At 55.8% G+C, this 11,864-nt stretch carries 9 protein-coding genes; 7 read left to right on the forward strand and 2 right to left on the reverse strand.

Annotated elements, in window-relative coordinates; all coding sequences use genetic code 11:
* Positions 1-17: 17 nt before the first annotated feature.
* Positions 18-2,906 (reverse strand): DEAD/DEAH box helicase, encoded by a 2,889-nt coding sequence (locus ACHZBS_RS16015; RefSeq protein WP_319407521.1) that lies wholly within the window; start codon positions 2,904-2,906, stop codon positions 18-20.
* Positions 2,907-3,086: 180 nt separating this feature from the next.
* On the opposite strand from ACHZBS_RS16015, the gene ACHZBS_RS16020 reads away from it, so the two are divergent.
* The gene (locus tag ACHZBS_RS16020) at positions 3,087-3,911 is read left to right on the forward strand and encodes an alpha/beta hydrolase (protein ID WP_319407522.1); all 825 of its coding nucleotides are present in this window, start codon (positions 3,087-3,089) and stop codon (positions 3,909-3,911) included.
* 329 nt (positions 3,912-4,240) lie between these two features.
* On the forward strand, positions 4,241-5,368 hold the full coding sequence (asd, locus tag ACHZBS_RS16025; protein ID WP_319407523.1) for an aspartate-semialdehyde dehydrogenase: 1,128 nt from the start codon (positions 4,241-4,243) through the stop codon (positions 5,366-5,368).
* 395 nt (positions 5,369-5,763) lie between these two features.
* Here asd and ACHZBS_RS16030 read toward each other — a convergent pair whose 3' ends face one another.
* Positions 5,764-6,768 carry a hypothetical protein gene (locus tag ACHZBS_RS16030; RefSeq protein WP_319407524.1) on the reverse strand — a complete coding sequence of 335 codons (1,005 nt, stop codon included), beginning with the start codon at positions 6,766-6,768 and terminating at the stop codon, positions 5,764-5,766.
* A 410-nt stretch (positions 6,769-7,178) separates the two neighbouring features.
* Between ACHZBS_RS16030 and ACHZBS_RS16035 the strand changes: the two genes are divergently transcribed.
* From ACHZBS_RS16035 to thiE, 5 genes are all read left to right on the forward strand, one after another.
* Positions 7,179-7,709 carry a hypothetical protein gene (locus tag ACHZBS_RS16035; protein ID WP_319407525.1) on the forward strand — a complete coding sequence of 177 codons (531 nt, stop codon included), beginning with the start codon at positions 7,179-7,181 and terminating at the stop codon, positions 7,707-7,709.
* A gap of 1 nt (position 7,710) precedes the next feature.
* A complete protein-coding gene (gene lnt, locus ACHZBS_RS16040; RefSeq protein WP_319407526.1) occupies positions 7,711-9,348 on the forward strand; it encodes an apolipoprotein N-acyltransferase in 1,638 nt (545 codons plus the stop codon).
* Positions 9,349-9,351: 3 nt separating this feature from the next.
* Positions 9,352-10,465, forward strand: a protein-coding gene (prfB, locus tag ACHZBS_RS16045) for a peptide chain release factor 2 (RefSeq protein WP_319407527.1) whose coding sequence is annotated in 2 segments (ribosomal slippage) — positions 9,352-9,408 and positions 9,410-10,465 — 1,113 coding nt in all. Because the reading frame shifts where the segments join, the coding sequence is not laid out codon by codon here.
* 118 nt (positions 10,466-10,583) lie between these two features.
* A complete protein-coding gene (locus ACHZBS_RS16050; RefSeq protein WP_394708000.1) occupies positions 10,584-11,207 on the forward strand; it encodes a phosphohydrolase in 624 nt (207 codons plus the stop codon).
* Positions 11,204-11,854: a thiamine phosphate synthase gene (gene thiE / locus ACHZBS_RS16055; protein ID WP_319407529.1), complete on the forward strand. Its 651-nt coding sequence runs from the start codon at positions 11,204-11,206 to the stop codon at positions 11,852-11,854. Before ACHZBS_RS16050 ends, thiE begins: the two co-directional genes overlap by 4 nt.
* The last annotated feature ends 10 nt before the right edge of the window (positions 11,855-11,864 follow it).

Here is an 11,864-nt window from a genome sequence, read left to right on the forward strand (position 1 = left end):
CCGCCTGTTTGAGTCTTTCAGGATAAAAACGCAAGCAATTCCTGTCTATTGAATGATTTGAGCAGCCCCGGGTCGTCTTCGCGCACGATGTCGGCCATCAGCTTACGTTTTTTTTCAATGATGGCCGAGATCTTTTCTTCGAGCGTCCCGAGTGTGACCAGTTTGAAAACCTGTACGCCACGTCGCTGGCCGATGCGATGCACCCGGTCGGTGGCCTGATCTTCCTTGGCCGCATTCCACCAGCGGTCGTAGTGGATGACGACCGATCCGGCCACCAGGTCGATGCCGGTGCCGCCGGCTTTCAGGCTGCCCACAAAAACACGGCAGCCCGGTTCGGTGTTGAACGTTTCGATCAGCCTGCCGCGATTCCGGCTGGCGCCGGTGAGGACCACGTGGCCGATGCCGCTCCGGTTCAAGTGGGCGGCGATGATGGCGATCATTTCGGTGAACTGGCTGTAAACCACCACCTTCTGTCCCGATGTCAGGCTCTCTTCCAGCAGTTCCTTGAACAGTTCCCATTTCCCAGAATCCTGCCGGTCGGGGTGCGCCGGTTGCTTGTCCACCAGGGCGGGGTGGTTGCAGATCTGTTTGAGCAGGGTGAGCAGGGCGAATATATGGATATAGGGGATCGCTGTATTTTCATCCTTCAACGAGGACACGAGTCCCTTGGCTCGGGAGTCGATGGCGTCTCGGTAAAGCTTGACCTGCCTTTCGGTGAGTTCACAGAAGCGGATGTCCTCGATTTTTTCGGGCAGTTCGTCCAGTACGCGACTTTTGAGCCGCCGCAAGGTAAAGGGGAAGATCAGGCGGCGCAACTGCTCCCGATTCTCCGATGTTGTCCGGTCCACCGTGGTCTCCGGCACGAACCGCTGACAAAACGCCTGGTCTGATCCCAGGTATCCGGGAGCCACCACATCCATCAAGGCTTTGAGCTCCAGTATTGAATTCTCGACGGGTGTGCCGGTCAGCCCCAGTTTAACGGCTGCATTGAGCTGGCGGGCAGCCACATGGGTTTTCGTATCCGCATTCTTGATATACTGAATTTCGTCAAACACACTCAGGGAAAAGGGGATCTCCCTGAGTTGGTCAATGTCCCTGAGGAGAAGACCATAGGAGGTGATCAGTACTTCCGTATCCTGCATGGCCGCGGACAGGTCCCGGTCGCCGCCGTAGTAAACAATTGTTTTCAGCGTCGGTGCGTGCTGCTTGAGTTTCATCATCCAGTGACTCAATACGGTTGTCGGGCAGACCACGAGAAAAGGTTTTTTTTCTTTGTTCCGCTGCTGGATGCACGCCATCATCGCCATGATTTGATGGGTTTTGCCCAGTCCCATGTCATCGCACAGCAAACCACCAAGGCGATTCTCCCACAACCACCAGAGCCATTTGAGTCCCGCACGCTGGTATTTGCGAAGGGCGGTGGTAAGCCCCGGATTTTCCGGCGGTGAGGCAGGTTCCATCCCCAGAAAACGGGAGAGGCGGCCGGCGCTGGCATCCGTGCCGACGACGATGGGCTCGTTACCTTCCAGGGCGGAGAATTGAATCAACTCCTGCCGGCTCAATCTTACCGTGTCTTCTTTTTCGCTGAAACGGTCCAGAGGCAATGTGACGGCAAGGGCCGCCATGGTTTCCATGGCTGGTGATTGGGTGTCCACCCAACCGCTGGCGGTACCGATATATCGGGTGGCTTCCCTTCGCGCGCGCAGCAGGTCCGCCAACGAGACGAATTCGTCTCCAAAACCATAGGTGATGGAGAGCCAGCACCAGTCCTTATCGATGGCCGTGGGTGCCAGCGTCATGGTGTTCCAGCGGCGCAGCAGCTGGAGTCCCTTGATATCGGGATCGATGACGAATCGGTTTCCATCGAGTTCGTCGCCGACCGATTCCAGGAAGTTGGGGATCTGATAGTGCTTGAAGGTCATTCGCCGGGGGGTACTGAACTGACGGGCGTTGCCCGGCTTTTCAAGTTCCGCCAGGAGGTTGAGCTCAGGGATATACACGATATCCCCGTAAATGAACCGTTCGAGCCCTTCCCGGGAAAAAAACCGCTGCTCACCTTCGGCCTGCAGCAGTTGGATGACAGGATATACATCCAGGTCCGTTTTGGTATTCTGACTCACCCTGAAAAGACTTTTCAGGGGGATGGGGTGGATCGGCAGGTCGTGCTGGTTGGGAAGGTGTTGACGGAAGGCGTCCAACAGGGGGCGAACCCGGTTTCGTGCAATGCTGGCGTGAAAGATGGTGCCCCGTTGCGGGGCTTTGCAGGTCAAGATGAAGGCGCCGGTCGCTTCATCCACCGACGGATGAAAACGGCATCCGTCTATGCCGAATTCAAGGAAGCAGTGATAGGCGAGCCGAAACCACAGGCTGCCTTCGAGTGCCTGGCGCCTGGATTTCATTTTCAGGTCGTCCAGTTGCCGTTCCGAATCGGTCATTGTCAACAGTCCGAGGCGATGGAGGATTTCCGCCCGGTCCGGAACCTGCTCGTTCCCTTCCGATGAAAATGCCCCGAGCCGTTCGGCAAACCGGTTCCTGTCACCGTTGGCCGACCCATAAGTGATTACGACGTTTCCGTCAGGAGTCAGCACCTTCAGCAGCGTCTGATTTTTGCTCATGCAAAACTGCGCCTTCGTGTTTTTGGGTGTCAGCCGGTCGCCCTGGTTCAACACGGTGGCCAGATCATGCCAGACACTGCTGCGAAATTGTGCCTCCAGATTCAGTCCCTTGTCGATGGTCTTAAATAATGATTTTAGATGCGAGCAGGTTTTTTTGGTTTTTCTCTGACAGGTGCAGTAATGCTGGGGTGGGTTGCCGCCCACGTAAAAAGCGATGCCCGGATGGCGATCCTCGGCGGGAGGGATCAGGGCTATGGCGTTTCTGTGAAATTCTAATGCATGATCGATCATGGACGATGGGTACCTCGCAGTATTCAAAATAAAAATTCTTTTTAAATGTGGATGCTATTGGAGTCAAGACCGACCGTGGTTTTGAAATCACATGGCAGCATCTTCAGAATTGACCGGGAGTATGGTATGCATCATGATGAGCCTTAAGCGGCAACCCGACAAACAAAGGATGGCCGGAAAATGGCCTATTTCAGGACCCAGGATGGATGCAGCCTCTATTATGAAACCATAGGCTTCGAGCTCGCCAGGCCGGTGGTTATTTTTTTGAACGGCACCCTGCAGACGACCATGTACTGGAAGGTGATCGCGGCGTCGTTAAAACCCGAGTTCCGCTCCCTGCTATACGATGCCAGGGGACAAGGAGAGAGCGAACTGGGCGAACTGCCGCTTTCCCTGGATTTGCATGCTGAAGACCTTTCCGCCCTGATTCGTCACCTCGAACTGGGGTCGGTCTGCCTGGTGGGATTGAGTCATGGGGCGCTGTTGGCCTATGCCATGGCCCGACGGAGGCCAAAGACGGTCAGTCGACTGGTCATTTGCTCCATCGGGGTTCGGGCACCGATTCGTGCCCGGCTCATTGTCCGGTCATGGCTGAAGATTATCGAGGACGGAGGGATCGAGGCCCTGGTGAGCGCAGCGTTGCCGCATGTTTTTGGCGAGGACTATCTTATCCGGAACAGCCGGATTCTTGATCGCATCGCCAAAACCATCATTCGACGTAACCGGGCGTCGTCCCTGTTGGCGCACTTATCGGCCATGACCGGCTATCCCAGCCTGAGATCCATGCTGGAAAAGCTGGATGCGCCCGCGCTGGTGATGTGCGGTTCGGACGACCCCCTGGTAAGCATCAACGGAGCGGCGGAGGTGGCCGAGAAAAGCGGGGGCCGGTTCCTGATGGTCAAGGGTGCCGGACATTCCATTCCGGTTGAAGCGCCTGAGTTGTTCCTGAAGACCATTGCACAATTTTTGTCGGGCCGGTGGACGGATATGCCTGAGGCCATCTGACCCATCACCGCCGTATCGTTCGTTGAAACGATCCTTTTCACTCGGATCGATGAGACCCACGATGGTTTCGAAATGGGGAAATGGCTATCGTCCATTCACCATCACGGCAAGCCACGGGCAGGCCGTTTTCGATGGCTCTTACCGCGGGTCGCTTTCACTCGGTGAAACCGACGGGTTCCTACCCGCTGATGGTTTATAAAACACCTTGACAACCCGACCATCCGAACTTTATTGGAATAAGGATCGCAGTGTTGGTGATAGCAGCCAGTCTGCCGATTAAAAACGTTTCTGGTGAGTTGATTATATTAAGATCAAGGAGTTGTTATAAAATGGTCAGCGTAGGCATTGTTGGATGGCGCGGGATGGTCGGGTCGGTCCTCATGGATCGGATGAAGGCTGAACACGATTTTTCAGGCTTTGAGCCGGTATTTTTTTCCACATCCCAGGCTGGAAAAACCGGTCCGGACATCGGCACCGGGCCTCAGCCGGTATTGGATGCGAACGATTTGGGCCAGCTGGCCGACATGACGGTGATTGTTTCATGCCAGGGCGGCAGCTATTCGGAGCAGACACACCCCGCGCTGCGGCAAAAGGGATGGAACGGCTACTGGATCGATGCCGCATCTACACTGAGAATGAAAGACAACAGCGTCATCGTATTAGACCCGGTCAACCGCAACGTAATCGACAACGCCCTTGAAACCGGCATCCTCGATTTTATCGGTGGCAACTGTACGGTTTCTCTGATGCTCATGGCCCTTGGCGGATTGTTTGCAAAGAACTGGGTGGAGTGGATGACTTCCATGACCTACCAGAGCGCCTCGGGAGCAGGGGCAAACAATATGCGGGAACTGGTGATGCAAATGGGAATGCTGGGCGACAGTGCCAAGGGACTGTTAGGTGACCCGGCATCGTCCATCCTTGATATTGACCGTCAGATTACCCGGACGCTGGCCGAACCGAATTTCCCGATCCAGCACTTCGGTGCGCCCCTGGCGGCCAGTCTGATCCCCTGGATCGATAGGGCTTTGGATAATGGCCAGACCCGGGAAGAGTGGAAGGGGCTGGTGGAGACGAACAAGATCCTCGGGCGTTCAGACTGTCCCATTCCCATTGACGGACAATGTGTCCGTGTGGGGGCCATGCGCTGCCACAGTCAGGCATTAACCATCAAGCTGACCAGAGAGATTCCTTTGGACGTGATTGAAAACGCCATTGCATCGGCCAACGACTGGGTAACGGTGGTGCCCAATGAAAAGGCTTCCACTTTGGCGAACCTCAGCCCGGCGGCGGTTTCCGGTACGCTTTCCATACCCGTGGGGCGTATTCGCAAAATGAACATGGGGTCACGCTATCTGACCGCCTTTACCGTGGGTGACCAGTTGCTTTGGGGGGCGGCCGAACCCTTGCGTCGGGTGCTCAGCATTATCCTTGACCGTATCAACGGCACGGCTTGACACAGAGATCGGCGTTGAATCCCATCCGTTGTCCCAGCAGTCGGTGAATGCAATAGACTACGTGTTATAAATACGTAATTTATACCAAATTTTCGAGTGTTGTTTTTTGTCTATATTGCTGTATTATGAAAGCAATGGGTGTGCGCTTTTTGTTTTAGCTCCTCTGATCCACCGGATTCGAGGAGCTTCTTTTTGAGCCATACCGTGTCGAGGTCCCGCCTGCCGCAGGCTATCAATCGACAGGCTTTTTTTTGCACCGGTCCGATGGTGATACCACAATCCCTCCTTGACCCGCGGCAAGCCTGAAGATGGCAACCTTTGCATATCGAAACCCAGTTACTTGTCTTTCTGCCCGCCTTTCGCTTTTACGCTGTGGTCAGCGGCAATGAATGAGATCAGAATTGGCAGGAAACGCCCGCTTCAAAAGTGAATGAGCGCCAGACGACCTCGTTGAGACGGGTGTCGGAGGTGGTGCCGTCATCTTTGTAGATGCGGTCTGTCCCGGCGTCGGTGGTCATTTCCTTGACTTTCATGCCCGCATGGATACCCCAGCGGTTTTTGATTTCGAACAGGACCGCTGCCCCGACCACATATCCGTTGCCCTCGGCGTCGTGGGAAAAGCTGACGGGGTGGGCGTAATCCTCGCGCAGATTCCAGTTGGCGTCGGCACTATAATCCACCCAGTGGTATTCACCGGTGAACATGATCCCGACCTTGGTAAATGGCGTGTTTGTGCCGGGGATCGAAAAAAGGAGATCCGCACCGAGCCAGGGGCCCTTCCAGCAGGTCTGATAGCGGCTGTCCAGGCCGGCGATGGGTCCAAGGACCGATGGGTCGGGTGAAATCACCTGATAGCCATCAACGATGTTCAGATCCTGTTCGGAGACGGCGTAGCCAAGCATGGGGCAAACGACCATGGTTGACTCAAAAAAGGAAAAGCGGGGGCCGATACCGACGGATCCATCCCACACATCGTTGCCGTCTACCCCGTTCAGGGAGCGGGAGAATTCCTGGGTTCGGTTGTCGCCATCATAGTCCAAGTCCCGATTGTCGCCGGAGACCACCGTTCCGAAGTCCAGGTAGCCCCGCACATAGACACGATCCTTGATAACGGTGCGATTGGCCAGTTTGAGTTGATAGATTTTTATATCCGACCAGGTGAGTTCGGAGCGGACGTTGGGATCGCTTCCCTGGGCGTTTCCGGCGATGTGCCAGTTCAGTTTGTCGGTGCGGTAGCCGGCGGACAGTTCGACGGTGATGGCAGCCCAACTATAGGTATCACCGGTTTTAATTTTTTCGGCGGTGGATTCATCGTTGGGTGCAGGGGATTCTGAAAAAGCCCGGGGAACAGGAAGAGAAACGTACAAACAAAGAATCAGCGCCGTAACGAGGTGTCGCATGAGCAGTCTCTTTCTGGGGTTCGTGGTCGCGGTTTGAATATAAAATTGGCCCGGATGGATCGCATCAATGGCGGATTTCTGCCCGAGCAATTTTAGTTGTCATCTCATGAAATCGGATGAAATTCAAGCGTTCTGGGTGGCAACAGCCGGCTTGACTTGCCCGGGTCGGTGATTTAAGGTTGGGCCGCTTAACGTTCGGCCCACGATATTCGGTGTCCCGGACGGTGGTTTGAAATGCGTTTTGCTTGTTGAATGATGCGGCGGTTATTTTTCGATACGGGGCAGTGACCGGAAAAAACGGTGCTGCATTTTTAGGCCTCGGAGAAGGATTATTTTTTCAAAGGCCCGTCCATCTGCCACTGTTAGGGTAGGCGGCAATCATCAACTTCGACAGAAGACCCGAAGGCTTCATGACCGATACCGAAAAAATAGAAAACCCGGTTGCCCGCGCCGGTGAGCAGCTTTTTCAATTTGCCATCGATCGAGGCGACATGAACACCATCCTGGATGTTGTGCCGCCGCTGCAAGTACCTGAAAAGCGGGCGATTTTGGAATACGAGATCCAACTGCTGAGAATCATCTCGGTGGGGTGGGCGATTGCTTTTTTTCTGACCGACCCTGGCCTGAAAGCAAGCCTTGGCCAGCATTTCTGGGAGAATGTCAGAGCCTTTTCCACAACGCTTTCCGCCTCCGCATCGCTGACCATGGGATCGGAGATCGACTATTTCAAGATCCTCAAGCACCGCCTTGATTTTTATGTCGGCGCACTGGAGGCTTCCGGGCAGATTCCGGATCCGGCCATGGCCATTGGCCTGGCTTTTGCCGGGGTCTGTGGCGATAAGGAAGATGCCTGTGCCATATTGGCCGGCAGCAAGATGTTTACCATCACCATCAATGCCGTTCGGGATTACCTGTGCGGGGCCGCTGTCAAACAGGATTGACGTGACCATTGCCTTTAAATCGAAATGGCTGCCGGCCATTATCAGCGGCCTGTTGCTGACGACGGCATTTCCCAAACTGGGGATTTCGCTGCTGGCCTGGTTCGCTCTGGTGCCTCTATTTATCGTGCTGAGGGACCTGCACCCCAAAGAAGCGTTCAGGATCGGTATGATCGCCGGCCTGGCCCACTACCTAACCCTGTTGTACTGGGTGGTGTTCACCATGCGTATCTACGGATACCTGCCATGGTGGCAGTGTGTCTCCCTGCTGGTACTGCTTGCCGCCTACCTGGCCCTTTATTTCGGGTTTTTCGCGCTGGCATTGACCCGCGTTTGCCGAAAGCCCCTCCACCTGGTTCTGCTTGCACCGGTTTTCTGGGTGGCGCTGGAGTATGCCCGTAGCTTTCTATTGACTGGATTCCCTTGGGGAATTGTTGGATATTCCCAGTTTAATCGGTTGCATATCATTCAGATCTCCGATATATTTGGAGTGTATGGGATTTCTTTTCTGGTGGTGCTTTTCAACGCTGCCGTTTATATCCTGCTGCTGTTTCTTGCGCAGAAAAAATGGCGGGGGTGTCCGGTGGACAGGACGCAGGCCCTGCTGGCCGTTGTGCTGTCCCTTTTCCTCATCAGTCTTGGGCTGATTTACGGGAACATGCGGATCAAGGCCATGGATGAGGTCATAGCAGGGGCTTCATCACCCCGTGTGGCGGTGGTTCAGGGCAATATCGATCAGGCCCGGAAATGGAATCCGGCATTTCAGATCGGCACCACGAAAAAATACGCGGAGTTGACGCTGTCGGCTGTTCCCCATCAACCGGATCTGGTGGTGTGGCCGGAAACGGCCACCCCGTTTTACTTCGAGGCCAGCCCTAAGCTTACGCGGCTGGTGACCGATGCCGTCCGGCAGGCGGGCGTCCATCTGCTGGTGGGAAGCCCTAGCGTTCAGGGGCAGCCCGGCAATTATGCTTACTACAACAGTGCCTATATGGTGGCACCGGACGGCCGTGCCACCGGGCGGTACGACAAGGTTCACCTGGTTCCCTTCGGCGAGTATGTGCCCCTCAAACACGTGCTGTCGTTTGTAGGCAAGATGGTGGCGCAGGTGGGCGACTTTTCATCCGGAGAGAAGGGTCGAACCCTTGCCTGGGGAGAAAATGAACCCCTTGTCGGTGTACAGATTTGTTTTGAGATCATTTTCCCGGGGCTTTCCCGATCCCTGGTGAAAAATGGTGCTGGCCTGCTGGTCAACCTGACCAACGATGCCTGGTTCGGAAAAAGCAGTGCCGCGTACCAACATTTTTCCATGGCGGTTTTCCGGGCTGTCGAGAACCGCCGCAGCCTGGTGCGTTGCGCCAACACGGGGATCAGTGGATTTGTGGACCCCGCCGGCCGGATTGTGGCGAGCACCGCCCTGTTCGAGGATGCGGTGGTCGTCCGAGCGGTTCCCGTACTGACCGAAAAAACCGCCTATACCCGGATCGGGGATGCATTGCCTATTGCCTGCCTGATCGTGATGATTGCGCTGATGGGGTGGCCCATGCGTCGAGTGCGACAGGAGGCATATGGTGGCATACCGCTGAAAATTCCTGATTGGATTAAACGACGGGTCAGCCGGAGGGTTGACAAGAGGAGATAAACGATGAGTACCGAAGCCAAACAGACATTGAAGGAACATAGACAGAAGCTCGACCAGCTCAAGGAGTATCTTTGACCTGGCTGACCAGGAAAAACGACTTCAGGAAATCGAAGCGGAAATTTCCCGGGATGGGTTCTGGGACGTCCCGGAAGCCACCACCGCCATTTTGAAAGAGCGTACGCTTCTGGGCCTGCGGCTCGGCGCCTTTCACGCTCTGGAAAAAGACCTGGAAGAGGCGGGAATTCTTCTGGAACTGGCTGTAGAAGAGGCGGATGCCGATACAATGACGGAAGTATCCGGCCAGATCAGCCAACTGGGCCGGCGGTTGCACCAATTCTCCCTGGATATGATGCTGGACGGCGACGACGATCAGAACAATGCCATCATCTCCATTAATGCCGGTGCCGGCGGAACCGAGGCCCAGGACTGGGCCGAGATGCTCTTCCGCATGTATTTGAGATGGGTGGAGGGCAAGGGCTTTAAAGCCAGTATTGTCGATTTCCAGCCCGGAGAGGAGGCGGGGATCAAAAGTGTTACCTTTACCGCCGCTGGCCAATACGCCTATGGCTATCTCAAGTCGGAGAGCGGGGTCCACCGGCTGGTGAGAATTTCTCCCTTCAATGCCAGCGGCAAGCGCCACACATCTTTTGCTTCTGTTTTTGTCTATCCGGAACTGGACAATGAGATCGAGATTGACGTGGAGGATAAGGACCTTCGCATTGATGTCTTCCGTGCCAGCGGCGCCGGGGGGCAGCACGTGAACAAGACCAGCAGCGCCGTGCGCATCACCCACCTGCCCACCGGAATCGTGGTCCAGTGTCAGCAGGAAAAATCCCAGCACCGGAATAAGGACATGGCAATGAAGGTGCTTAAATCGAGGCTTTACCAAGCTGAAAAGCGCAAACAGGATGAGCGGCTGCAGGAGATCCACGACGGCAAGGACGATATTGGCTTCGGCAGTCAGATCCGCTCGTACGTATTGCACCCGTACCAGATGGTCAAGGACCACCGGATCGGGTTGGATGTCGGCAATGTAAACAGCGTGCTGGACGGGGATATCGACGTGTTTATTGAAGGGGTGCTGTTGTCGGGCAAGGCGAAGGTGACGGGTCCTTGAAAAGTCCGGAATTTGCGTTACGCTTCACCCTTCATCACGGCGGCGTACGACAAGTATTTTGCATCCCTCGGGATCCGCAAGCCTTGATCTCGAATTTTTTGAGTTCATCATCGTTAGTGTGGAACCATTGAACACTTGCATCGACCCGAAAGCCATCATCACGGCCTTCTATCCCGCCGGCAGCCGTACCCGGAACCTGCTTCTGCGCCACGGTGAACTGGTGGGCCGTAAGGCGATCGAAATACTTGACCGGTCTCCGTGGATTGATGCCGATCGCGAGTTTGTCGTCCAGGCCGCGATGCTTCACGACATCGGCGTCGGCCGGACCCGATGTCCGGAACTGGGATGCACGGGAACCCTGCCCTATGTGTGCCATGGCGTCGAGGGCAGGGCGATTCTCGATAAACTGGGCCTTGGCCGCCATGGGCTGGTCTGCGAGCGTCATGTGGGTGTGGGAATCAGCGCGGATCAGGCCATGCGGCGGAAGCTGCCCCTGCCGGCCCGGGACATGATTCCCCTTTCCGTTGAAGAACGATTGATCTGCTACGCGGACAAATTCTTTTCAAAGACAGACGATGGCAGGCATGAAAAAACCATCGATGAAATCATCGCCGGCCTGACCCGATACGAAGCGGAATATGCGGACCGTTTCCTGACGCTTCATCGGTTGTTTAACCGGAACCCGGTCAATACGGCCGGGTTCGCAGCCACTATTTCAATACATGGGAAGACCCAGTCATGACTCCGGACGACATTCGCGACGCACTTCGATTCTATTTTATCACCGATGACGGGGTGGATGGCTTTTCCGCCCGGGATCAGGTGCGCGTGGCCATTGAAGCCGGTGCCACCATGGTCCAGTACCGCAACAAGTCCTTTTCCCTGGACGATTTCGAAGCGGTTGAGGCCATCAGCCGGATCTGCCGGGAAAACCGGGTGCCTTTTATCGTGAACGACAACGTACTGCTGGCCAGGGCCGTTGGTGCCGACGGTATTCACGTGGGACAAGATGATGCATCGCCCCGGCTGGCCCGGCGGGTGGTGGGGCCGAAGGCCATTGTCGGCGTATCGGTTTCCACCATGGCAGAACTGGAGCGTACCGATCTGGCTTTTTGCGACTACATCGGCACCGGTCCCACCTTTCCTACCGGTACCAAGGCCGATGCCAAGGCGGCCCACGGACTTTCCGGGCTTCGGGATATTGTCAACCGGTCCCCTGTCCCGGCAGTTGCCATCGGTGGCATCGGCCCGGCCAATGCGTTGGACTGCTTTGCCCATGGTGCCGCGGGAGTCGCCGTCATCAGCTGCATTACCCGTTCCAACGACCCCGTTGAAGCCGCTGCAGCGATGGCTGCTGCATGCGGGGTCCCGGCCAGACAGGGGTGGTGATGGATACATC

Source organism: uncultured Desulfosarcina sp. (assembly GCF_963664155.2).
Classification (GTDB): domain Bacteria; phylum Desulfobacterota; class Desulfobacteria; order Desulfobacterales; family Desulfosarcinaceae; genus Desulfosarcina.

Coding starts and splice junctions, on each gene's coding strand:
- ACHZBS_RS16015 (WP_319407521.1), bottom strand. CDS start 2,906: ATGATCGATCATGCATTAGAATTTCACAGAAACGCCATAGCCCTGATC.
- ACHZBS_RS16020 (WP_319407522.1), top strand. CDS start 3,087: ATGGCCTATTTCAGGACCCAGGATGGATGCAGCCTCTATTATGAAACC.
- asd (WP_319407523.1), top strand. CDS start 4,241: ATGGTCAGCGTAGGCATTGTTGGATGGCGCGGGATGGTCGGGTCGGTC.
- ACHZBS_RS16030 (WP_319407524.1), bottom strand. CDS start 6,768: ATGCGACACCTCGTTACGGCGCTGATTCTTTGTTTGTACGTTTCTCTT.
- ACHZBS_RS16035 (WP_319407525.1), top strand. CDS start 7,179: ATGACCGATACCGAAAAAATAGAAAACCCGGTTGCCCGCGCCGGTGAG.
- thiE (WP_319407529.1), top strand. CDS start 11,204: ATGACTCCGGACGACATTCGCGACGCACTTCGATTCTATTTTATCACC.